The 22075-nt window shown below is 65.7% G+C and carries 23 protein-coding genes, 7 tRNA genes and 1 riboswitch; of the genes, 15 read left to right on the forward strand and 15 right to left on the reverse strand.

The features are described 5' to 3' along the window. Window positions 1-8 precede the first annotated feature (8 nt). The 3 genes from ribD to NGB94_RS06550 form a co-directional block, all read right to left on the reverse strand. A complete protein-coding gene (gene ribD, locus NGB94_RS06540) occupies window positions 9-1067 on the reverse strand; it encodes a bifunctional diaminohydroxyphosphoribosylaminopyrimidine deaminase/5-amino-6-(5-phosphoribosylamino)uracil reductase RibD (protein ID WP_325789815.1) in 1059 nt (352 codons plus the stop codon). 2 nt (window positions 1068-1069) lie between these two features. Continuing rightward, window positions 1070-1753 carry a nicotinamide riboside transporter PnuC gene (gene pnuC / locus NGB94_RS06545; protein ID WP_325789816.1) on the reverse strand — a complete coding sequence of 228 codons (684 nt, stop codon included), beginning with the start codon at window positions 1751-1753 and terminating at the stop codon, window positions 1070-1072. Between the two features lie 107 nt (window positions 1754-1860). Beyond that, window positions 1861-2007, reverse strand: a riboswitch (FMN riboswitch). A gap of 103 nt (window positions 2008-2110) precedes the next feature. Next, window positions 2111-3703, reverse strand: a complete 1593-nt coding sequence (locus NGB94_RS06550; protein ID WP_325789817.1) for an ABC-F family ATP-binding cassette domain-containing protein — start codon at window positions 3701-3703, stop codon at window positions 2111-2113. A gap of 135 nt (window positions 3704-3838) precedes the next feature. Between NGB94_RS06550 and NGB94_RS06555 the strand changes: the two genes are divergently transcribed. After that, window positions 3839-4669 (forward strand): SMP-30/gluconolactonase/LRE family protein, encoded by an 831-nt coding sequence (locus NGB94_RS06555; RefSeq protein ID WP_325789818.1) that lies wholly within the window; start codon window positions 3839-3841, stop codon window positions 4667-4669. On the opposite strand, the gene rpe is transcribed toward NGB94_RS06555, so the two are convergent. The 6 genes from rpe to NGB94_RS06585 all read right to left on the reverse strand — a co-directional run bounded on the left by rpe (window position 4638) and on the right by NGB94_RS06585 (window position 9470). After that, on the reverse strand, window positions 4638-5324 hold the full coding sequence (gene rpe, locus NGB94_RS06560) for a ribulose-phosphate 3-epimerase (protein WP_325789819.1): 687 nt from the start codon (window positions 5322-5324) through the stop codon (window positions 4638-4640). The two genes, NGB94_RS06555 and rpe, sit on opposite strands and share 32 nt — an antisense overlap. A 14-nt stretch (window positions 5325-5338) precedes the next feature. Further along, window positions 5339-6823 carry an RsmB/NOP family class I SAM-dependent RNA methyltransferase gene (locus NGB94_RS06565; RefSeq protein ID WP_325789820.1) on the reverse strand — a complete coding sequence of 495 codons (1485 nt, stop codon included), beginning with the start codon at window positions 6821-6823 and terminating at the stop codon, window positions 5339-5341. Further along, window positions 6820-7749 carry a methionyl-tRNA formyltransferase gene (fmt, locus tag NGB94_RS06570; RefSeq protein WP_325789821.1) on the reverse strand — a complete coding sequence of 310 codons (930 nt, stop codon included), beginning with the start codon at window positions 7747-7749 and terminating at the stop codon, window positions 6820-6822. The genes NGB94_RS06565 and fmt overlap by 4 nt, the downstream gene beginning before the upstream one ends. A gap of 8 nt (window positions 7750-7757) precedes the next feature. Next, the gene (gene def / locus NGB94_RS06575; protein WP_325789822.1) at window positions 7758-8330 is read right to left on the reverse strand and encodes a peptide deformylase; all 573 of its coding nucleotides are present in this window, start codon (window positions 8328-8330) and stop codon (window positions 7758-7760) included. A gap of 74 nt (window positions 8331-8404) precedes the next feature. Continuing rightward, the gene (locus NGB94_RS06580) at window positions 8405-9295 is read right to left on the reverse strand and encodes a PD-(D/E)XK nuclease family protein (RefSeq protein WP_325789823.1); all 891 of its coding nucleotides are present in this window, start codon (window positions 9293-9295) and stop codon (window positions 8405-8407) included. Window positions 9296-9395: 100 nt separating this feature from the next. Next, window positions 9396-9470 (reverse strand) — tRNA-Val (locus NGB94_RS06585). A 176-nt stretch (window positions 9471-9646) separates the two neighbouring features. Here NGB94_RS06585 and NGB94_RS06590 point away from each other — a divergent pair. The 7 genes from NGB94_RS06590 to NGB94_RS06620 all read left to right on the forward strand — a co-directional run bounded on the left by NGB94_RS06590 (window position 9647) and on the right by NGB94_RS06620 (window position 10679). After that, window positions 9647-9720: transfer RNA gene (locus NGB94_RS06590), tRNA-Gly, on the forward strand. Window positions 9721-9759: 39 nt separating this feature from the next. Continuing rightward, window positions 9760-9833, forward strand: a tRNA-Cys gene (locus tag NGB94_RS06595). A gap of 25 nt (window positions 9834-9858) precedes the next feature. After that, window positions 9859-9930: transfer RNA gene (locus NGB94_RS06600), tRNA-Val, on the forward strand. Between the two features lie 34 nt (window positions 9931-9964). Beyond that, window positions 9965-10038 (forward strand) — tRNA-Gly (locus NGB94_RS06605). 47 nt (window positions 10039-10085) lie between these two features. Further along, window positions 10086-10157 (forward strand) — tRNA-Val (locus NGB94_RS06610). A gap of 33 nt (window positions 10158-10190) precedes the next feature. Next, a tRNA-Gly gene (locus NGB94_RS06615) sits at window positions 10191-10264 on the forward strand. 157 nt (window positions 10265-10421) lie between these two features. After that, entirely contained in the window at window positions 10422-10679 is a 258-nt protein-coding gene (locus NGB94_RS06620) for an antitoxin (protein ID WP_325789824.1), read from the forward strand. An 81-nt stretch (window positions 10680-10760) separates the two neighbouring features. Here the strand turns inward: NGB94_RS06620 and zapE are convergent, their stop codons facing one another. Then, entirely contained in the window at window positions 10761-11816 is a 1056-nt protein-coding gene (gene zapE / locus NGB94_RS06625; protein WP_325789825.1) for a cell division protein ZapE, read from the reverse strand. A 144-nt stretch (window positions 11817-11960) separates the two neighbouring features. On the opposite strand from zapE, the gene NGB94_RS06630 reads away from it, so the two are divergent. From NGB94_RS06630 to ybaK, 3 genes are read left to right on the forward strand one after another with little or no spacing between them, the layout of a single operon-like run. Then, the gene (locus NGB94_RS06630; protein ID WP_325789826.1) at window positions 11961-12866 is read left to right on the forward strand and encodes a sulfurtransferase; all 906 of its coding nucleotides are present in this window, start codon (window positions 11961-11963) and stop codon (window positions 12864-12866) included. 39 nt (window positions 12867-12905) lie between these two features. Beyond that, window positions 12906-13409, forward strand: a complete 504-nt coding sequence (locus NGB94_RS06635; RefSeq protein WP_325789827.1) for a SufE family protein — start codon at window positions 12906-12908, stop codon at window positions 13407-13409. Window positions 13410-13413: 4 nt separating this feature from the next. Then, window positions 13414-13920, forward strand: coding sequence for a Cys-tRNA(Pro) deacylase (ybaK, locus tag NGB94_RS06640; protein WP_325789828.1), 507 nt, complete (start codon window positions 13414-13416; stop codon window positions 13918-13920). A 15-nt stretch (window positions 13921-13935) separates the two neighbouring features. Here the strand turns inward: ybaK and NGB94_RS06645 are convergent, their stop codons facing one another. From NGB94_RS06645 to NGB94_RS06665, 5 genes are all read right to left on the reverse strand, one after another. After that, entirely contained in the window at window positions 13936-14424 is a 489-nt protein-coding gene (locus tag NGB94_RS06645) for an FBP domain-containing protein (protein WP_325789829.1), read from the reverse strand. Window positions 14425-14800: 376 nt separating this feature from the next. Then, complete coding sequence (locus NGB94_RS06650; protein WP_325789830.1) at window positions 14801-16483, reverse strand: HNH endonuclease; 1683 nt, start codon at window positions 16481-16483, stop codon at window positions 14801-14803. Between the two features lie 790 nt (window positions 16484-17273). Beyond that, window positions 17274-17651 carry a hypothetical protein gene (locus NGB94_RS06655; protein ID WP_325789831.1) on the reverse strand — a complete coding sequence of 126 codons (378 nt, stop codon included), beginning with the start codon at window positions 17649-17651 and terminating at the stop codon, window positions 17274-17276. Window positions 17652-18219: 568 nt separating this feature from the next. Continuing rightward, a complete protein-coding gene (locus NGB94_RS06660; RefSeq protein ID WP_325789832.1) occupies window positions 18220-18603 on the reverse strand; it encodes a DUF1304 domain-containing protein in 384 nt (127 codons plus the stop codon). Window positions 18604-18716: 113 nt separating this feature from the next. Next, the gene (locus NGB94_RS06665; RefSeq protein WP_325789833.1) at window positions 18717-19964 is read right to left on the reverse strand and encodes an alpha/beta hydrolase; all 1248 of its coding nucleotides are present in this window, start codon (window positions 19962-19964) and stop codon (window positions 18717-18719) included. A gap of 94 nt (window positions 19965-20058) precedes the next feature. Between NGB94_RS06665 and NGB94_RS06670 the strand changes: the two genes are divergently transcribed. The 4 genes from NGB94_RS06670 (at window position 20059) to NGB94_RS06685 (ending at window position 22066) form a co-directional block, all read left to right on the forward strand. Next, entirely contained in the window at window positions 20059-20550 is a 492-nt protein-coding gene (locus NGB94_RS06670) for a hypothetical protein (RefSeq protein ID WP_325789834.1), read from the forward strand. A gap of 81 nt (window positions 20551-20631) precedes the next feature. After that, window positions 20632-21072 carry a peptide-methionine (R)-S-oxide reductase MsrB gene (gene msrB, locus NGB94_RS06675; protein ID WP_325789835.1) on the forward strand — a complete coding sequence of 147 codons (441 nt, stop codon included), beginning with the start codon at window positions 20632-20634 and terminating at the stop codon, window positions 21070-21072. A 143-nt stretch (window positions 21073-21215) separates the two neighbouring features. Beyond that, a complete protein-coding gene (locus tag NGB94_RS06680; RefSeq protein WP_325789836.1) occupies window positions 21216-21539 on the forward strand; it encodes a hypothetical protein in 324 nt (107 codons plus the stop codon). A 50-nt stretch (window positions 21540-21589) separates the two neighbouring features. Then, complete coding sequence (locus NGB94_RS06685) at window positions 21590-22066, forward strand: hypothetical protein (protein ID WP_325789837.1); 477 nt, start codon at window positions 21590-21592, stop codon at window positions 22064-22066. Window positions 22067-22075: the final 9 nt, after the last annotated feature.

A 22075-nucleotide genomic window follows, 5' to 3' on the forward strand; every position in this document is an offset into this window, starting at 1 on the left:
TCGGGTCCTTACTGTCGTTCAATCGTGGGTTCTGGCAGCGGTTCAAGATGCAGGCGCAGGTCCGGTCCCACGGGTACGGCAGCGCCGCCCCCAGCCGAATCCCAGCGCCACCGCTGAACCTGCGCCATGGTGGTGATGCCGAGTCCGGCGAATGCCGGAGTGCCCGCGCCTAGGAGCGCGGGCGCCGTGTAGGCGAGCAGCTCATCGGCCAGCCCGGCACGCAGGAACGCACCGGCTACCGTGCCGCCGCCCTCGACCATCACGTGCCGCACCCCGCGCGCATACAGTTCCGCCAGTACGACGGCGGGATCATGCGTGGTCAGCTGGAGGAACCTGCCGTCGGTCCCCCGGATGCGGGCGCCGGCAGGAACCGGGGTGTGGCCCATGACCACGCGCAGCGGCTGGTCTTCGGCATCGCTGCCGTCCGGGTTGCGGGCGGTCAGCATCGGGTTGTCAGCCTGGACGGTTCCCGTGCCCGCCAGGATGGCGTCTGCCCGCAGCCGAAGCCCCTGGGCATCGACCCGGGCCTCGGGTGAGGTGATCCACTGGCTCGTGCCGTCGGCGGCGGCAGTGCGGCCGTCGAGTGTCTGTGCGGTTTTTACCGTCACGAACGGGCGGTGGGCGGCAACGGCAGCCGCCCAGCGGTGGTTCAGGTCCCGGGATTCCTCCGCCAGCAGACCGCCCTCAACCTCCACCCCGGCGGCGGCCAGCATTGCTGCTCCCCCGGCGGCGTCGTTGTTGGTGTCCGCGGCTGCGTAGACCACCCGTGCGATCCCTGCACGGAGGATGGCCTGCGCGCAGGGTCCGGTGCGTCCGGTGTGGTTGCACGGTTCCAGGGTGACCACCATGGTTGCCCCGCCCACATCGATGCCGGCCTCAACCGCGGCTGCCAGGGCGTCGGCTTCGGCATGCGGGGTTCCGGCGCCGCGGTGCCGGCCGGTGGCCAGGACCTGCCCCGCCGGGGACAGGATGACTGCCCCTACCAGGGGGTTCGCGCCGCGCACTCCCGTGCGTGCCAGCTGCAGCGCCTGCTCCATCGCCGCATGTTCTGCCTGGGAGAAGCCCATGATTACCGCACCGTGGGATCCGGCATGGACACCTGTACCTGGGGCTTCTCATTGGCTTTGGCCCGCCACCAGACGAAGAATCCGATCAGGGTGAAGATGCCGTAGAAGAGGTACATGAACGCGGTCGCGTAGTAGCCGGCGCTGAAGAGCAGCGGCACACCGACAATGTCCACGGCCACCCAGATCAGCCAGAACTCCACCCATCCCTTGGCCATGCCGTAGGTGGCCAGCAGCGAGCCGACGAAGGTCCAGGCATCCGCCCAGACCGGTTCGTAGGAGCCCAGCATGCCGAACACCGGAGTGAGTGCGGCAGTGCCGAGGATCAGGCCCGCAACCAGGCCGATCCGGGCACGGCCGGAGGCCCACCGGGGAGTGACGGCGTCCGCGCCGGAGCTTTTGCTGGCCTGCCAGCGGCGCCAGCCGTAGATCGCGACGGCGATGAACATCACCTGGCGGCCGGCCTGGCCGAGCAGGTTGGCGGTGCTGGCATCACCGAAGATGGAGCCGAGGAAAACGGTGAGCAGAAGGACGTTGCCGGCAATGCCCACCGGCCAGGCCCAGATCTTCCGGCGCATGCCGCCGAGGGCGCTGAGCAGCCCGAAAATGTTGCCTAATACTTCGCGCACCAGCAGGGAAGAGCTCCCCACGGGGATCTGCGCGTCAAAGAGCCACCGCAAAAAATCCAATGTCGTTCCTTATCCCGTAGCGGCGGCTCCGGGGGTACGACAGTGCGGTGCGCCGAGGGTCGCCTGGTACCCCAAATGGGCACGACGACGCGTCGGTTCAACAAACTGTACGTGCTTCTCCCATCCAGACTTTAACTGTCGGTACCGGAATTTCACCGGTTCAACCGTCCATCCTGCTGAGGGATCCCAGCCGGACGTGCGGGTCGCGGACTATAACCGCCGGTTCGGAATTACACCGACCCCGGAGCACGTTTGTTAATTCATTCTTGCACAGGTGGTTTGGGCGGGTTCAACTTTTACGCCCCGGGCGTCATCCCCGGACACCCGCCGTCACACCGCCGTCATACCGCCGGAGCCTTAGGCGACCCGCAGGTCGATCTCCCCCGGAGCTCCCCCGCCGGCGCCGAAAACAAGCTGCCGGTTGGCGACTTTGTCCGTGAAGAACCGGTCGTGGCTGACCACCACCACGGCTCCCGGGAAGTGCAGCAGCGCCTGCTCCATGACCTGGGTGCTGGAGAGGTCCAGGTGGTTGGTCGGCTCATCGAGCAGCAGCACGGAAGCCCCGGAAAGCAGGCACTGGGCCATCGCCACGCGTGCCTTCTGTCCGCCGGAAAGGTTCCCGATCTTCTGCTTCAGGTCCGCTTCGGAGAACTGGAACATGGCCAGGAACCGGTTGACGGATTTCTTCGTCGCCTTCAGCGCCAGGCTGTCCGGCATCGCGTTGACCGCGTGGGTAACCGTGTCGGCGTCGTCCAGTTCCGCCAGGACCTGGTTGTAGGAAACCATCCCGGCGCCGTTCGCCCAGGCCACCTTGCCGGCGTCAGGCGTTTCCTCTCCGGTGAGCACACGCAGCAGCGTGGTTTTGCCGCTGCCGTTGGCACCCAGGACAACCAGCCGGTCGCCACGCTGGATCTCGAAGGACACACCGCTGAACAGGATCCGGTCCCCGTAGGACTTGGATACATCCTGCACCCGGCACAGGTTGTCCTTCACATGCAGGCCCGAATAGATCTCGGTGATGATCTGGTCCACCGGCCGCGGCGCACGGGACTTCTTGATCTTGGCCAGCTTCGCGCCCAGGGTCCGGCCGCCAGCCTTGGCCGCCTCCCGACGGTCCGCGATTCCCTCGGCTTCGAAGGCCAGCAGCTCCGATTCGTGCACGAACTGGGAGGCCAGGCTCTTGAGCCGGAACTGCTTCTGGATGACGTATTCGGCAAAGTTTCCCGGATATTCGTGCAGGTGGTAGTTCTCCACTTCGACGATGCGGGTGACCACGGCGTCCAGGAACGCCCGGTCATGGGAGACGACGACGGCGGCACCGCGGAAGTCGCGGAACCAGCCTTCCAGCCACTGGACGCCCTCAACGTCGAGGTAGTTGGTGGGTTCGTCCAGCAGCAGCACATCCGGTGCCTGCAGCAGGATCTTGGCCAGCGCCGCACGGTTGCGCCAGCCGCCGGAAAGGGCGTCGATAGGGCAGGTCCGGTGAGCTTCGCTGAACCCAAGTGTGGTCAGCGCGGCGTCGATCCGGCGCGGATAGTCCCATCCGTCCCGGTGGTCCATGGCTTCGAAGAGCTCGGCCTGGCGGCGGATGAGCTTGTCCATGGTCTTCTCATCCGGGTCGGCGCCCAGTGCCTCATCGATCGAGGCGAGCTCCGCTTCAATCTCCTGGATTTCGGTGAAGAGACCGTTCAGGACTTCGGTGACCGTGGTGTCGCCGGCCAGTTCGGAGAACTGGGAGAAGTAGCCGATCTTCAGGCCGTCATCCACGCTGACGGTGCCGGAGTCCGGTTCCAGCTGCTGCAGGATGAGCTTGAGCAGGGTGGATTTCCCGGAGCCGTTCTTGCCGATCAGGCCCACCCGGTCCTTTGGCTCGAGCCGGAAGAAGACTTCCCGAAGGATCTGGTTCTTCTCGAAGCCAACGTTGACGTCCTGCAGCCTGATCAGGCTCATTCGGGGGTGTCCTCTCGGGATGGAAGCAAGCCACTTATCCTATCGGTCCGGGCCGGTGCCCTGTTCCCCGCCGGGGCGCCGACGCATACTGGAGTCGTTTGGGAGGTCAACCAACCGCTCGCAGGAGGTGCCGCAATGGCGCAGGCAACAACGCTGGTTACCGGCCTGGGAATGGGGGAATCCGCTCGCTGGCATGCCGGTGAGTTCTATTTCGCGGACTGGACCGCCGGGACGATTTCCGCCCTGGACGCTGCCGGCAATGTGCGCCGCGTGGCGGGAGTCTCCTCTTTTCCCATCACGTTCGACTGGCTGCCCGACGGCCGCATGGCCGTCGTTTCCGGTTCCGACGGCGCAGTGCTTGTGGAGGTTCCGCACGCCGGACTGGTTCCTCTCGCCGACCTGCGCGGGCTTTCGCCGTACCCCTGGAACGAGATCGCCGTGCATCCTTCCGGCAACATCTACGTCGACGGAATCGGCCAGGACTACTCCGGCACGCCGCAGCAGAATGGACTGATCGCCCTGATCCGGCCGGACGGGACCATCCAGCAGGTGGCAGGAAACCTCGCGTTTCCGAACGGAATGCTTGTCTCCGCCGACGGCCGGTTCCTGGTGGTGGCTGAGTCCGAGGCCGGCCGGCTAACGTCCTTCGAGATCCTGCCGGACGGAACACTCGCCCCGTCCCACACGTGGGCCAGCATCGAGGGCAGCGCTCCGGACGGTATCAGCTGGGACGGAAACGGCGGGATCTGGTTTGCCGAGGTTCCCGGTGAACGGTGTGTCCGGGTGCAGGAAGGCGGCGAAGTGCTTCAAACCGTGCAGCTGGATGACGGGTGCTTCTCCTGCGCCGCCGGCGGGGACGACGGCGGGCTGCTGTTCATGATGACGGCGCAGTGGCCGCAGGCCATGGATCCCGGCTGGGAGAAAACTGGCCGGGTTATGGTGCAGCGGGTTCGGCCGCCGCTGTAACAGCCTGGGCCTGGGCACGGAGCTTCGCGATCGCCTCGTTGGGGTCCGGCGTGCCGTAGACCGCTGAACCAGCGACAAAGACGTTGGCACCGGCTTCCGCGGCACGTTCAATCGTGTCCGGGGCAATCCCGCCGTCCACCTGGATGGCGATTGGCAGCCCGGATCCGCGGACGGCCGCGGCTGCCCGGCGGATCTTGGGCAGGGTGACGTCCAGGAACTTCTGGCCGCCGAAGCCGGGTTCGACCGTCATGATCAGCAGCATGTCCAGCTCCGGCAGCATGTCCAGGTACGGCTCCACCGGTGTGGCCGGCTTCAGGGCCATGCCGGCCTTCGCACCTCGGTCGCGCAGCTCACGGGCCAGGCGGATGGGTGCGGCGGCTGCCTCTACGTGGAACGTGACGGAAGCCAGCCCTGCCTCGGCGTAGGCCGGGGCCCAGCGGTCGGCGTCGGCGATCATCAGGTGCGCGTCCAGCGGCAGCCTGCTGACCTCCTGGATGCGCTTGACCACGGGCAGGCCAATGGTCAGGTTCGGCACAAAGTGGTTGTCCATAACGTCCACGTGCACGGCGTCGGCGCCGCTGATGCGGTCCAGCTCAGCTTCCAGGTTCACGAAGTCGGCGGACAGGATGCTCGGGTTGATGCAGCAGTTGCTCACGGTGCTCTCCTTGGTCAGATCTTCCGGCGGATCAGGGCCAGGAACATCGCGTCGGTCTGGTGAATGTGGGGCCACAGCTGGGCTGTGGACTCGTGGCCTGCTTCGAGGGATCCGGTCAGGCTGACCGCGTCCAGTGCGGCACCGGCGTCGAGCAGTTCCAGGTCGTTGCGCTTCCGGAGCACGTCCGCCACCACGGCCTTGGTCTCGGCGGGATGCGGCGAGCACGTCACGTACGCCACCACTCCCCCGGGCTTCACGGCGTCCACGGCGGTGGTCAGCAGCTCGCGCTGCAGGGAACCCAGGTCGCCGACGTCACCGGGCTGGCGGCGCCAGCGAGATTCCGGGCGGCGGCGCAGGGCACCCAGGCCGGTGCAGGGAGCGTCCACGAGGATGCGGTCGAAGGTCTCCGGGTAGTCCTCGGCCACGGTGCGGCCGTCTCCGGTGCGCACGTTCCAGGTTTCCCCGGGCACGGCTTCGAGTGCCTGGCGGACCAGGTGCGCGCGGTGCGGGGCCGGCTCGTTGGCCAGGATCACCGCTCCCTTTTCGTGGGCGAGAGCGGCGAGCAGGGCTGCTTTGCCGCCGGGTCCGGCGCACATATCCAGCCACTTCTCCACGCCGTCCTCATCCGGAGCAACACCGTCGAGGTTCAGTTCGGCCAGGGCCCGGGCCACCAGCTGGGAACCGGCGTCCTGCACGCGGGTGGTTCCGGCGCGCACGGATTCAAGCCGTCCAACGTCGCCGGCGGCGAAGAGCGCGGAGTCCTTAACCAGTTCGCCGTCCACGGCGCCTGCTTCACGTGCCTCGTCGAGGCTGCCGAGTCCGGGCAGGGCCACGAGGTTCACGACCGGCGCGTCGTTGTCTGCCTGAAGCAGGTCGGTGATCTCCTCGACGCTGCGTCCGTGCGCGACCAGCGACTGGCGCAGCGCGCGCACAATCCATTCCGGGTGGCTGTACTCGATAGCCGAGCGCTTCACCGCGTCCGGCTCATCCTGGGTCAGTATTGCTGTCCACTCGGCGAGATCCCGTGCCGCGACCTTGCGGAGCACGGCGTTGATCAGCGCGGACGGCCCGGCACCGATCACCGCGCGGGCCAGTCCCACGGTCTGGTCAAGTGCTGCGTGGGCGGGCACGCGCATGGCCAGGAGCTGGTGCGCTCCGATGCGCAGGGCATCCAGGACGGCGGGATCGAGTTTTTCCAGCGGACGGTCCACGCAACGGGCCAGGATGGCGTCGTATATGCCCTGTCCGCGCAGTGCGCCGTAGGCGAGCTCGGTGGCGAAGCCGGCGTCGCGCTTGTCCAGGCGGTGCCTGCGGATGCTCTTGGGCAGCACGAGGTTGGCGTAGGCGTCCTCGCCGGAGACGGCGCGGAGGACCTCGAAGGCAACCAGGCGGGCCGGATCCGCGGCGCGGGTCCGCTGTGACGGGGCGGCCGTTGTCCGGCTGCGGACGGATGGGCGGCTGCGCTGGTGTCCTTTGGCGTTGCGGTCGCTGCTGCTCACTTAAAAACCACGTCCTCACGCTGGCCCAGTCCGCGGGCCCAATCGGCCCCGGACATCATTTTCTTTCCTGCGGGCTGAACCCGCTGCAGTTCCAGGGCACTGCTGCCGGTGCCTACCAGGGCAACGGCAGCGCTGCCGGATCCCAGCCGTACCTGGCCGGGGGCCAGATCGGTGACGTCCGGGCGCGGAACTGCGGCGCCGATCTTGAACCTGGCTCCGTCCCAGGTGGTCCAGGCTCCGGGTTCCGGGGTAACGCCGTTGATCCGGCGGCGCAGAGCCAGGGCGGGCTGCTGCCAGTCCAGGTGTCCGTCTTCGATGGTCAGCTTGGGTGCCAGGCTGATTTCCCCGCTCTGCGGAACCGGAACGGCACGGCCGGCCTGGATCGCTGCGAGGGTCTGCGCCAGCAGGACGGCGCCGCTGTGCGAGAGGCGTTCGAGCAGTTCCCCGCTGGTCAGGGCCGGGTCAACGGTTTCGGTGAGCTGTCCGAAGACCGGGCCCGTGTCCAGTCCCTTCTCCAGCAGGAAGGTGCTGGCGCCGGTGATCTCATCTCCGGCGATGACGGAGTGCTGCACGGGAGCCGCGCCGCGCCAGGCCGGGAGCAGGGAAAAGTGCAGGTTGATCCAGCCATGCGCAGGGATGGTGAGCGCCCGCTCCGGGATCAGCGCACCGTACGCCACGATGGCCGCGGCATCGGGTGCGAGGGCAGCGATGGCGGCAACGGCGTCGTCATCAATCCGGTCTGCCTTGATAACCGGCAGCCCCAGTTCATCTGCCCGGGCCGCTACCGGCGAGGGCGTCAGGACACGCTTGCGCCCCAGCGGGGCGTCGGGCCGGGTCAGGACGCCGACGACCTCGAATCCCGCCTCCAGCAGTGCGTTCAGGGAGGGGACGGCGACGGCCGGGGTTCCGGCGAAAAGTACGCGCATACCGGCCGCTACGCTCCCGTTGCCTGTCCGAAGGTGCCAAAGCTTGAGCCCACGCTCTGGGCGCGCTGGGCCGTGGTGCGCTCGGCAATCGAGTCGTACTCAGCCATGCGGATGGCGCGCAGTGCGGCCTTGCGGTCTTCGCCCTTGAGCCTGTCGATGAACAGCACGCCGTCCAGGTGGTCGGTTTCGTGCTGGAACGCGCGGGCAAGCATGCCTTCACCCTCCACCGTGACGGGATTGCCGTCCTTGTCCTGGCCGGTGACGCGGGTCCAGCGGCGGCGCGGGACGGGGTAGCCGAGGCCCGGGATGGACAGGCAGCCTTCCACCTCGTCCTCCTGGAAGTCTTCGCTGAGTTCAAGCACGGGGTTCACCACGTGGCCGGAAACACCGCCGATCCGGTAGGTGAACACACGCAGGCTGACGCCTACCTGCGGGGCAGCCAGGCCGGCGCCGTCGACGTCGTCCATGGTCTCTTCCATGTCTGCCACCAGCTTGGCGAGTTCCGGACCAAACTCCGTTACTTCCTCCGCACGGGTCCTCAGGACGGGGTCGCCGATGATCCGAATCGTCAGGATTGCCATCTGGAATGTGTTCCTTACTCTCGCGAAGTGCTGCGTGCTGGTACGTACTGCGGGGCCAAAGCCCGGTTACCAGTCTAGTTGGACGCCGGCTGCCCGGCAGGTACGGCGTGTGATCCCGCTGCCTGTACGGGCGGCGGAGCAATCGGAAGCAGCGCACGGCCGGCGGCAGCGGCGTCGTAACTGGTCTGCCAGAGCCGGCGCAGCGCGCAGAACTTGTACCAGTGCTGGGGCAGGACCTCCGGGTTGGCCCGCATGGGCCGAACCTCCGTCTGTCCCACGGCCACTCCCAGCAGCACCGGGCTCTGCCCGTACGCCCACGGTTCCCACGTTCCGGCAGCGGCGTCAACGAGCGATTCCTCAGCCTTCATGCCGGCCACCAGCTGCATGACCACCTTGTCATCCAGTGCCTTGACCTGGCCGTCACGGTCGGTGTTCTTGGTCTTGTAGTCGATCAGGCAGAGCCTGCCGCCGATGTTCGCAACCAGGTCCAGGGTTCCGGCGTAGCCCAGTTCGTGGTTCCAGACAGTGATTTCCGCCGCGACGGGTTTCACCTGGTAGAGCTGCCACCACTCGTCGAAGCGGTCCGCGAACTGGTGCTCACCGTGCTCGGCCAGCGCCGAGCGTGCCTCGGCGACCTGGTGCGGCTGGTCCAGGGCGCGGAGGGCGACCTGCTCGCAGTAGTAGTGGACACGGGTTCCGCGTTCGGCGGCCGCGTCGCGGTAGCGTTCGGAGGCGCGGGAGGCTTCCTGGACGATGGTGCGCAGCTGGGAAGAGTTGCCGATCGCCTGGGGCAGGCCGGGATGCTTCACGACGGCGCTGGCCGCCATGTAGCTGTGCCAGCCGTCCAGCGAGGTGCTGCCCTGAGCGATAACCGTAGTAATGGACGGAACCGCCGGTGCTTCGGTGAGGGAGCGCGAGTACATCCGCCCGTACTCGGTTGAATGGGCCAGTGCTGGTGCAGTCATATAAACAGTCTGCCACCCGCCGCTGACACCCGATGGCATGGCATCTGCCCGGGGGGACAAAAAAGGCCGCCGCCTTCCATAACGGAAAGCGGCGGCCTGCTGGTGGGCGATACTGGGTTCGAACCAGTGACCTCTTCGGTGTGAACGAAGCGCGCTACCACTGCGCCAATCGCCCCTGCGGGAGTTGCCGTTGAACTGCTGCAACGTCTAAAGATGCTAGCCCACAATCGCCCCTCGTCAAAACCGGTTACAGGCAACTCGCCGCGGGCGGGCCGATTGGACGAACACGCAATCGTCCTATAGAGTTTTTCTTCGTTGGAAAGCGGCCGAACGCCGCTGAAACACCAACATGCGGACGTAGCTCAGCTGGCTAGAGCACCACCTTGCCAAGGTGGATGTCGCGGGTTCGAATCCCGTCGTCCGCTCGCAAGTCACTGTATTTCCGGCCCTCAAAAGCTGGTCACGGTGGGGTGGCCGAGAGGCGAGGCAGCGGCCTGCAAAGCCGTATACGCGGGTTCGAATCCCGTCCCCACCTCCACGGTTACATGCAACACCCATTATGGGCGCGATTGGCGCAGCGGTAGCGCGCTTCCCTGACACGGAAGAGGTCACTGGTTCGATCCCAGTATCGCGCACGAAGTTCAGAACTTTGTGTATGGACTTTATTTTGCGGACGTAGCTCAGCTGGCTAGAGCACCACCTTGCCAAGGTGGATGTCGCGGGTTCGAATCCCGTCGTCCGCTCTCCTGTACTGCACGGCACCGGCTATCCGGAACCAGGGCAGTATCAGGCGCGATTGGCGCAGCGGTAGCGCGCTTCCCTGACACGGAAGAGGTCACTGGTTCGATCCCAGTATCGCGCACGGAAGACCGGCTTTTGGGCCGGCCTTTTGTCTGCGGACGTAGCTCAGCTGGCTAGAGCACCACCTTGCCAAGGTGGATGTCGCGGGTTCGAATCCCGTCGTCCGCTCGGAATCACATACAGAAGGAGCAGGCCATTGCGGCCTGCTCCTTCTGCGTTAAGCGCATCCGTGCACCCCAGCCCGGGCCTTGGCGATGTCCGTCAGTGGGCTTACCATTGTTCTGAACGGGAAACGTCTGGTTTCCCCTGTGGAAGGAGGTGATCCGTGTCTGCATTTGACGCGCTCAAGGGCAAGACCGGGCTGCTGAAGGATAAGGCTGCCGAGTTTGTTGGAGAGAACTCCGACAAGGTCAAGGGCGGCATCGATAAGGCAGGGGACTTCGTCGACCAGAAAACCGGCGGCAAGTACTCGGACAAGATCGACGGTATCCAGAGCAAGGCCTCCGACGCGGTAGACAACCTCGACCGCAAGCAGGGCCCAGACTCTGGCACTACGCCCGGACAGACTCCTCCGGCCACCTAAGAGGCCCGAGCACGGCAAGAAGGCCCTGGTTCCGCACTATGCGGGACCAGGGCCTTCGTCGTCGGCCGCCTTCCGGGTTGCCTAGGAGGCCTCGCCCGTCTGGCCTTCGCGGGCCAGGGCGGTGAGGCGGGAAACGGCACGGAAGTACTTCTTCATGTACCCGCCGGCCATCATCTCCCTGGTGAAGAGCTGGTCGAAGGGCACGCCGCTGGCAAGGATCGGTACATCCTTGTCATAGAGGCGGTCCGCCAGGACCACAAAGCGAAGCGCAACGGACTGCTCGGAGATGGTGTGCACGTTATGCCAGGCGACGGCGTCAATTCCGTCGATCAGCTGGCGGTAACGGCTGGGGTGCACGTTAGCCAGGTGGGCCACCAGGTCCGCGAAGTCGTCCTCGGCAACGGTCTTGCCGTCGAACTCGGATGCGATCCGCTCCGACAGGCCCGCGTCATCCAGCGGCGGCGGGGATTCCGGCAGGCCGCGGTGGCGGTAGTCCTCGCCGTCGATCCGCACGACGTCGAACTGGTCCGCCAGCACCTGGATTTCGCGCTGGAAGTCCACGGCCGCGAAACGGCCTTCGCCCAGGGATCCGGGCAGGGTGTTGGACGTTGCTGCCAGCTTGACGCCGGCGTCGGACAGTTCCCGCATGAGGCGGGACATCAGCACCGTGTCTCCGGGATCATCGAGTTCGAATTCGTCGATGCACACCAGCTTGTACGCGGAGAGAGCTTCGACGGTCTTGCGGAAGGACAGGGCGCCCACAAGGTTCGTGTACTCGACGAACGTGCCAAAGGCCTTGGGCCCTTCGACTGCGTGAAAGAGCGAAGCGAGCAGGTGGGTCTTGCCGACGCCGAACCCGCCGTCGAGGTAGAAACCGGCCTTTGTTTCGGGCTTCTTGGCGCCGAAGAGCTTGCGGAAGCCGCTGGGCGCCGGGGTGTCGACGCTCTCGGCGAAGGCGCGCATTGCTGCGACGGCCTCAGCCTGTGAGGGCTGTGACGGATCGGGAATGTAGCTGTCGAAGGAGACTTCACCGAACCTGGGCGAGGGGAAGAAACCCTGCAGGAGTTCGTCCGTGGAAACCTGGGGAGTCCGCTTAGTCAGCTGCTCCACTTGTCCTGCTGCGCCCAAACCATCCATCCGATTCTGCTAGGGGTACCGGCATTTGCTGCCGTAGCAACGATACGCCACTGCAGCGCGTGGGCAGTCCTCAAGGAAGTTTTAGGACGTGCACATCGTTAGGCTTGGTAGTAAACCTGCCGTCTTACCCAAAGAGGAACACCCATGCCGCTGCCCGCAGATCCGAATCCGAAGTTCGCCGACTACGCCCACCCGGAAAAGCTCGTGTCCACCGACTGGCTGGCCGAGCACCTGGATTCCCCGGATCTGGTGGTGCTGGAGTCCAACGAAGACATCCTGCTCTACGACACCGGCCACATCCCCGGTGCCCGCAAGATCGACTGGCACACTGATCTGAACGACGCCGACACCCGGGACTTCGTTGACGGTGCTGCCTTCGCGAAGCTCATGGGTGAAAAGGGCGTTACCCGGGACTCCACCGTGGTGATTTACGGGGACAAGAGCAACTGGTGGGCCGCCTACGCCCTCTGGGTCTTCACGCTCTTCGGCCACGAGGACGTGCGGCTGCTCGACGGCGGCCGGGACAAGTGGATCGCCGAAGGCCGAGAGCTGACCACCGACAAGCCGCAGGTCACCGCCACTGACTATCCCGTCGTCGAACGCCGGGACGAGCCCGTGCGTGCCTACCTGACCGACGTCGTGTCACACCTGGGCAACGGACCGCTGATCGACGTCCGCTCCCCCGCCGAATACACCGGCGAACGCACCCACATGCCCGACTACATGGATGAAGGCGCCATGAAGGGCGGGCACATCCCCACCGCAGTGTCCGTGCCCTGGGGCAAGGCCGCTGCTGAGGACGGCACGTTCCGCAACCGCAGCGAACTGGACGCCCTCTACGGCGGCGAAGCCGGGCTCAAGGCGGGCGACGACGTCGTTGCCTACTGTCGGATCGGAGAACGTTCCAGCCATACTTGGTTTGTGCTGAAGCACCTGCTCGGATTCGAATCGGTCCGCAACTACGACGGATCCTGGACCGAATGGGGCAACGCGGTCCGTGTGCCGATCGTCCGGGGCAGCGAGCCCGGGGCCGCTCCGGCTTCGCGCTAGAGATCTGCCAGCAATCCACAACCGAAAGTACTTGGTTTTATGAGCACCCCTATCCCGTCCTCCGCTGAATCGGCCGTTCCGGCGCAGCTGCAGGAGATCGTCGACGATTTTCAGGCCATGAGCGAGCCAGACCGGCTTGAGCTTCTGCTTGAGTTCTCGCGGTCGCTTCCTGCCCTGCCTTCCCGGCTGGCGGACCACCCGGAAATGCTGGAGCAGGTTGTCGAATGCCAGTCGCCGCTGTTCCTGACCGTCGAGGTGGGCGATTCTCCGGAACATCCGGTGGAGCTGTTCTTCTCCGCTCCCCCGGAAGCTCCGACCACGCGTGGTTTTGCCGGCGTGCTGCACGAAGGCCTGAACGGCCTTTCAGCAGAGGAGATCCTCGCGGTCCCGGCCGATATGCCGGACCGGCTCGGGTTGACCCGGGCGATCACACCCCTGCGCATGCGCGGAATGTCCGCCATGCTGGGCCGGATCAAGCGGAAGGTCGCCGAGCAGGCAGCTGCCGGTTCCGCTGACGCGTCTCCAGCAGGACTGGGGAGCTAAGGCCATGGCCGGCAGCAGCAGGAAAAGCGGGCACGGCGCGACGCCGGCCACTCAGGCACTGGATGCTGCCGGCGTCGCCTACCGGACCATGAGCTACCACCACGACGCGTCCTCTCCGTCCTACGGGCTGGAGGCGGCAGACAAGCTCGGCGTTCCTCCTGAGGCGGTCTTCAAGACGCTCATGGTTTCCCTGGACAACCGGTTTGCGGTGGCGATGGTGCCCGTAGCTGCCATGCTCGATCTGAAGAAGGTCGCCTCCATACTCGGCGTGCGTAAGGTTTCCCTTGCCGACAAGGCAGAGGCCGAGCGGTGCACCGGATACGTGGTAGGAGGCATCTCGCCGCTGGGGCAGCGCCACCGCTCCCCTGCAGTGATCGATTCGAGCGCCGAAGCGCTGGACATCATCTACGTTTCCGGTGGCCGCCGGGGGTTTGAGATTGTTCTCTCCCCCTTCGACCTAATCCGCCTCACGGAGGCCCAGACCGGGCCAATCGCCGTCTACAAGGAGTAGCCGGCCGGCTGGACCCTAGCTGCGCACTTTGTTGATGAACTGCTCCGTGCGTTCGATCAGCTTGCGAATCCGTTCAGCCTTCACCAGCTCCGGGTCGGGACGAATAGGAGTGGGAAGGACCTCCGCCCGGACATTCCTGGAGCAGCTGAACGCGCTGTGGATGAGTGTTCCCACCGAGTTGCCGTTCTTTCCGGATGCCCCGGCCTTGGGGGCAACGAACAGGTAGACATCGTCATTGTCTTCGAGGTCCTCGCACAGTGCGCACATGGCTTTCCTTCCCGCTGACACGAGTTCCGGTGCGCGGAGAAGGATGGTCGTGGGCTTTCCGGCCGATTCGGTAACCAGGTAGGCGCGCTGGGGCATCTTGTGGTCCCGCCAGCCGTACTGGTCGATGTTTTCCCAGTCGATCTCGTCGAAGTCGGCGGGAAAGTTCACGGCAGCTGTCTGGGAGCGGCTGGCGTTGATGAAGGACTTGCGGATGGCTGCTTGGGTTAGGGCTTTCATGGTTCAGGCTTTCGTTTCGGGTTGCTCGTACGAGCGGTGGTGCAGGCTGGGGCGGCTGGCTGCGTGCTGACCTGGGGCTGAAGACGCACCGCCGCACTGAGCGGAGCCAGGGTGTGAATAAGTCATCAGCCGGGATCTGGCGAGGTGCATGCAATGCAATGTCCTGAGGCCAAAGTGGCCGGATGCTCATCGATTGCTGGCCACCGGGCAGCGCAAAAATGCGCGGACGCACAGCAGCAGCTAAGGCCGTACCTGCGATTCTCTGGGGCGGGTGCTAGGAGCGTGCCGCACAGCAGGGCCTGAGGCCCACCAGCCCTTCCGCTGCGATAACGCAGCCGGGTACCGAAACGATCATGCGGAAAAGCGTAGCAGGTCTTTATGCTCCAGCGTGATGCCCGGTTTCCTGCTGCAGTGGAGGTCCGGGAAGCGCGGGGGCCCTTGAAGTGTAGACGTGGCCCGTTGGCGTGGTGATCCGCACAGTGTGTCTGGGCCTGGCCGGCATGCCGGGACTGGATCGTCTGTTGGTGTCCGGTTGCCTGGTGTGACCTAAAGGTTCTGTCTTTTCAACCCGTGCCGCTGATCGCACCGAAGGAAGCGCCGCTCCTGCGCGGTTATGGGCTTCGCTGGCAGTTCCTGCGCCGGCACTTCCTGCGCTTGCAGAAGCTACTGCGGTCCAGCCGGGAGCTTCCTTGGCCAGGTTGCAGGCTTCGCAGAGGCCTTGGCCGTTGGTGTAGCTGGTTGGTCCGCCGGCGGCGTGGGGCTGGATGTGGTCGATGTGCCGGATCGGTGCGTCGCACCACGGTGTGCGGCAGGTTTGATCCCGGGTATGAATCATGCGAGCCAGTCCGGCCGGGAACGCCCGGGCTTTGGACTCCATCGCGGTCAGGTCTCCGGAGACGGGATCCACGTACAGGCGGCGCAGGGTGACCAGGGAAGCTTGCTGCATGTGTGGTCCTGTCCTGGGGCCAGAACCTGCATCTGGTGATGAATCCTGGCTGCCTGCGCCGGGTGGTGAATCCGGGAGGCCCGAATCTGGGGCTGAGGCCGGGCGGTCTGCAAGGGGCGGCGCATCCCGGTGTCCCGCACCCGGCGGTGAGCCCGGACGGCCGGCATCTGGTGGCCTGCTCGGGCAGCCGGGATCTGGTGGCCTGCTCGGGCAGCCGGGACCGGATGGTTGCCCGGCGGCTGGTTCGACAGCTGAAGAATCTGTGTGGTCGTCGTCCCCGGTTCCCAATGCCAAGCGGAGCAGGCCCCTGGCCCAGGCACCAGATACGGTGCCGTATCCCGGGAAGTATGCCGGAACGTCCCATGACACCGCGGGTGCGCAGGCACCCGGGACTTCGGCCAATAGCTCCGGAAAGAACAGGGTCCGGTCCGTGATGACAAGCTGCACTTCAACCGGAACCCGGTCTGCGGTTGCTTGGCCGGTGACGCGTTCGACGAGGGTGTCGGCCATGATCTGGCCACGGCCGCGTTCATCTCCGGTAGCGCGCAGGGAGTCCGCGGCCCGGGACAGTGCCGCGTACACGGCAACTCCCTGGGCGACCGGGAGCAGTCCGGTCAGGTAGGACATGGTGTCCGGGGCCGGACGGCAGGAGACATACCGGTTCGACACGGCTTCGGAGTTGCGCCGGACCTGGGAGGCAGGGTCGATGGCCTGGGTGATCGACCGGATCCGGGCGATGAGCTTCCGGTCCCCGACTCCTTCCAAAGTGGAGGGGTCTGAGCAGATCAGTTCATCGACCCGCCGCCGATCCTCCACATCCAGGCACGCAGTTTCCCGGACCATGAGGGTCGCCCGCCATTCACTGAGCACACCCGCAGAGAGGGCATTGAGGGTGTGGGGCATTTCGTGGACCAGGGCTTTGCCGAAACCGAGGTGCCGGCTGCCTCGGTGCGGGGAGTCCCGGCGGGCCAGGGCGATCTGCGCGCCGACACCGCGGCCGAGCTGGCCGGCCGGCACACCGGCCCGGGACTGGGCCCGGCGCTGGGAAGCATCAAACACCGCCGCCGCACGGGCCTGCACCGCCGCAGCAGCAGACTTGAGTTCTTCCAACACCCGCATCAAATCGATGAGCTGCGGGTCGGGGGTCTCGGATGTATCGGCATCTGCGAGCGCCGCGGAGAAGCTTCGAACGGCCTCAACTGAAATCCTCCCCTGCAGGGAAACTCCAGGGGCTGATGACGTCCCGAGGGCGTGCAAAGCCGACGCGCCGTGTTTCCTCTCGAGTTCTTGCCGATCAAGCTGGGTCCTGTGAGGTTGATCCAACCCGCGTAGGGCGTGGTGGGGTTGATCGCACTCGAGCTGGGCCCACTCCGGTTGGACCCCGTCAAGCTGGACCCAATCAGATCGATCCCGCTCCGGTGGGGCCCATTCGAGTTGGGCCCATTCAAGTTGGGCCCAGTCAGGATTGTTCCGGTCAGGATGGTTCCCCTCACCCTGAATCCCGTCACACGGGTTCCACTCATGGCGCTCCGGAGGCAAGAACGCCGCGCCTTCCGCGGCTTCAAACCGACCCAGCAGGTCCCAGGCATTTGCGTCCGTCTCAATCACGCTGGACGTGCGGCCGCGGGCGCCTAAACAGCCTGCAGCGGTTCCTGCGCCCTTGGAACCAACATCGATTGATTCGAACATGTGTTCGAGTCTAGATTTCTTTTTTTGCCTTCGAAAGACCATCCCTACGGGTCCTCCTACCCGCTTTTCGTGGGCGCAAATGGTTGTTTCCAGGCGTACCCGTATCTGCAACGCGTGCCAGGGCCGCCTCTTGAACCGGGATTATCGTGCGTAACGGAACCCAGCTCGGGAGCCGGTGCGGAGCCGCCCTAGGTGCTGATGAGGGCTCCCCATGTCAGACCGCAGCCAAAAGACCCCGGGATTCTCTCGCCAGGCGCCAAGCAGCAACAAAGGCAGCAACGGCCATGAAACCCAGCACCGCAAGGGCCACCCATCCAACAGACAGAAACGTGACCACGACATACGCAGCGAGCGCCATGACACCCGTAGCCGCGGTAAGGGAATCCCGCGTCCGGACAGCCAAAGCCAGAAGCGCAGCGCCATACACGCCGCTGAACGTCACGCTCCACAGCGGCAGCATCGGAAACAGGGCAGCGGAACTCAGCAGTACGAGCGCACCGCGCTGGCGTCGAACCCCTAGCCGGCTCTCAAACCGTGCGACAAAGGCATAAGCCCCAAAGATCAGCAGCGACGGCAGCAGCAAAGGCAGCAAGACACCTACTGGAACGAACGCCCCCACAAGAACGACAGGAAGGTCAAGGGGCTCCCACAATGGACGGAATCTGCCATTCCCACTGAGTTCGTAGAGCAATGCGAAAACCGCGCCCAGCCCCACAGCACGCAGCAGCCAGGCGCCGGCAGCAGCGTCAGCAGCGGAGTCGGCAGGGGCATCCCCGGCGCCGCCGGCCGCACCAGCCCCGGAACTGACCGCACCGGCCGGCTCACCCTCCTCATCGAGTGCAGCGCTTCCTCCGGCAGCTGCCGCCGACGGCCGTGCCGCTCCCCCAGGCATCTCGCTCACAGGTCGCTCCCCCAACATTGACATGATGAAGCCGCCGGACGCCGCCCGGCCCATCGCGCGGGCCCGCATGTGCTTCCATCGCCTGGGCGCAATGTAGCACGCGGGGCCTCAGTGCCCGACGGCGGAGATGCGGACACCCTCACACGGCGCGTAGATACCGAGCGAGCCATGAGCTTGCGGTAAGCGGCGGTGCCCGCCCCCCCCGGGATCGGGAAGCGACCGCAAGGCAACGGCCCGCGCTCAGGCAAGGGTGCTACCTTCACACCCCCACGAAGAGGAACACCAGCGCAAGCAGTGCGGGAACGGCCTGGATCAGGGCCGGACGGAGCATACGGGAGTCTTTCAGCAGCAGGACTATCCCGGCGAGCATCATGCAGGCAGCCGCAAACCCCACCAGGGAAGCACCAACTGCCACGTTCCCCATGCCCAGCAGCAGAACGCCAAGGACTGCCCCGACTGCGAGGAAGAGGTTGTAGAAGCCCTGGTTGTAGGCGAGCGCCTGGGTGTGGGCCGCCTGCTCGCCGTTAGGGATCTGGAACAGGGCCATAGTGGCCGGAGCCGTCCAGCGGATGGACTCCAGCACAAAAATGTATACGTGGATGGCTGCAGCAATAAGAGCGAAGACCGATGCGGCTACAAGCATGGTTCCTCCTAGGGGTACCGGAACACCCGGAGACCCGCTTACCCCAATGCTCCCACCGGCCTCAGCGCGTCACAATGCGCCGTCACCAAGGGCGCCGGAAAACCGGCGAAGAGCTACCGGTGCTCGGCCGGACGGCGGGTGCGGCCGAGGGCAGTCTGCAGCCAGCCGGACACTGTGTCTTCCCACCTCGCAGGGTCAACGTTGTATTCACGCGTGTGCCCGCCCTGGGGGAACCGGACGAACGTGACCAGGTCCGGATTCTTCTCGGCCAGATCGGCAGACGGGCCCACCGGAACAAACTCGTCCCGCTCACTGTGCACAATCAGCACGGGAGTCCGGATCTCCTCGGCCCGGGACACCCAGTCCATGCTCCGCAGGTCCAGCGGCGCGGCCAGCCCGGTCAGAGTGCGTCCGGCCGCGTTGGAGATCAGCCACTGGCCCAGCCGGCCAACCTGAGCCGGAATCCGGTTCAGCCGCGCGTGGTGGGCCAGGACTTCCACCCAGTTCACCACCGGACCGTCCAGCACCAGGGCGCGGATGTGGCGCTTCAGCGGTGAGAGGTCGGCAGTCTGCAGTGCGATCGCACCGCCCATGGACCAGCCGAAGAGAACGACGTCGCGCGCACCGTTCTCCAGCGCGTAGCGGATGGCTGCTTCGACGTCGCGCCATTCAGTAAGACCCAGACCGTAGCGGCCGTCTGAGGCATAGGGGGCTTCGCCGTCGTTCCGGTAGGAGATCAGGAGGCTCGTCATGCCGGCACGCCGCGCGGCTCCCAGGCCGCGGATCGTTTCGGTCCGCTGGGCGCCCCGGCCGTGGACCATGATGGCCCAGGTGCCTGTATCGTCCAGCGAGCGCACCAGCCAGGCCGGTGCCTTGCCGTTCTCGACGTCGATCTCCACGTCCTCCTGCGGGAAGCCCGCTGCCGAGGGCGTGGGATGCATGGCACCGGACCACCAGCCCCGCACGGCCGTGGAGAGGTCCCCGGAGTAGACCTGTTCGACGTCGCGCTGCACGGTTCCTTCGCGCGGCACGTAGGAGCGGATCTGCCCGATGCGGGCATGGCCGGCGCCCCTGTCCCAGTACAGGCCGTACGTTCCGGGGACTGTGGTGTCCTCGTTCGCGGGCAGGATGATCTGCAGCCCGTGCGGCGAGTCGAAAACGGCGAGGATCTCCAGGTCCTCGTCCCGCGCCTTCCGGGGAGTGACGATCTGCCGCGCGAAGTACACGGCAAGTCCCGACGTCGCAGCCAGCACCGCGGTAGAGGCGGCAACACCCATTCCGGCACCGAAGGCCGTCCATTTGACCCACGGCGCGGTCAGGCCGGAGGTGGATTCGGGCACTTCGGAAGCGGAAAGAGGCATGTCTTTATTCTTACCGACTTTCCGCTCCGGCAGGTAAACGCCGTCAAGGAGCATTCCCTGTGGCGCCGTCGTCCGGAAAAGCTAGGCTGGCGTAATGAACCCAACGATCCTTGTGCTCACCGAAGAAACCCTGAACGAGGCCGATGCCCGCAACCTGGGCTACCTGGCGGAAGACAACCCGGTGCGGTTTGAAGTCCTGGTGCCGGCAGATCCGGGACGGAACATGCTGGTGGACGTCCTCGACAACCTGAGCCTGCTGGACTTCGCCGCGGCGTACCGCAACATCGCAGGACCGCATCTGAGCCCCAAGCAGGAGGTCAAGGCAGCCGAGCAGGAGCTGGCAGAGTCCCTGGACCTGCTGCGCGGACTGGGGTTCGACGCCGATGGCCGGGTCACCGGCGAAAACCCGGTTGAAGCGGTGGTGGAGGAAGCCAGGCGTTCCCAGGCCCAGCAGGTTGTAGTGATAACCACTCCGCACGCGGTGGAGGACACCTTCGGCACCGACTGGGCCAACGAGGCCCAGGACCGGCTGGGCGTGCCGGTGCTGCACCTCTACTCCGGATCCACCTTCATCGGAGACTCATAAAAGACCAACTCCGGGACTTATTCACTCCCTCCGGACGTTGTGCCGAACATGAGCTATACAGGAACGAACAGGAAGGCGGCAATGAACAGCACTAACGACACCGGCATGCAGTTCCCGGTCCAGAAGTCCGACGACGAGTGGCGCCGCGAGCTGACACCGGAGGAGTACCAGGTACTCCGCAAGGCGGGCACGGAGCGCCCGTACACCGGAGAGTACTGGGACACCAAGACCGAAGGCGTGTACGCCTGCCGGGCCTGCGGGGCGGAGCTGTTTACCAGCAGCGAGAAATTCGATTCGCACTGCGGCTGGCCCTCGTTCTTCGCGCCGCTGGCTGAAGGCAAGGTGCGCTATCTGCATGACCGCAGCATGGGCATGGACCGCATCGAAGTGCGCTGCGCGAACTGCGACTCCCACATGGGACACCTGTTCGAAGGTGAAGGTTTCGATACTCCCACCGACCAGCGGTACTGCATCAACTCGGTTTCCATCAAGCTGGTCCCCAAGACCGCCGACGGGAACTAACCGGCACACCGCGCAGTTGCCGCCCGGCCATTGTGCCCCCCGGTAGCCCGCCGTACGCTCGAATAACGGGTCAAACACGTTTTCGGCCCAGCGTACGGCGGGCTTTTCCGTGCCTGCGCTGGATCGGACAGCCAGGAGCTGCAATGGGAACAGACCAGTATCATGAGCCGCCTTCGGAGCTTTCTGCCGAAACACGGACGTTCGCCAGGATGTGCGCCAGCCTGAGCGAGGAAGCGGAAGCGATCGGCTGGTACGTCCAGCGCATCTCCGTTGAGCCCGACGCCGCTTCCCGGGCGATCATGCAGGACTCCCTTGGCGAGGAGTTCAAGCACTTCTCCATGGAACTTGAGTTCCTGCTCCGCAAAACTCCCGAATGGCGGGAAATGGCACGCGGCATCCTCTTTACCGACGGTGACATTGTTGCCCACGGCGAAGCGTCAGAGGCAGCGGCGACCGACAACGAGTAGGTCCCGGCGCAACAGGTTCTGAATGCCGATCCCCCGGAGGTGCATGAGCTTTGGCACGGCCAACCATTCTGGACCGGTTCCGTCCGGTAGGCGCACCCGGCCCCTCCGGTCCCGCGGGCGTGCCCTCCACTGATCAGGAAGGTCCCGACGCCGAGCTCCTCCCCGTTTTTGCAGCGCTTCAGCCCGATACGGACGAGGGCAGGGCACAGATCCAGGCAGCGGCCGTCCAGGCCCGCAACCTGCTGGCCGAAGCACGGCGCCAGGCCGACGCCGAGGTGGCCCAGGCAAGGCTGGACTCCGGCTCCGTGCGTGCCCGCGCAGCCGAAGAGGTGGCGCAGCAGGCCGCGGCCCAGGAACAGGAAATGCTGGCACAGGCCAGGAACCGTGCCGAACAGCTCAGCCGCTCTGCACAGGAACGCCTTCCGGCCCTCGCCGCGAAAATCGCCGAATCCATTGCCCGGGACAATCTCGCCGGAGACGGCGGCAGCGAATCAGCTTCGGGCAGCAGCAGCGGGCGAACCCCATGAGGTCGGACT

Origin of the sequence: Arthrobacter koreensis, assembly GCF_035792275.1 — a bacterium.
GTDB lineage: Bacteria > Actinomycetota > Actinomycetes > Actinomycetales > Micrococcaceae > Arthrobacter_B > Arthrobacter_B koreensis_A.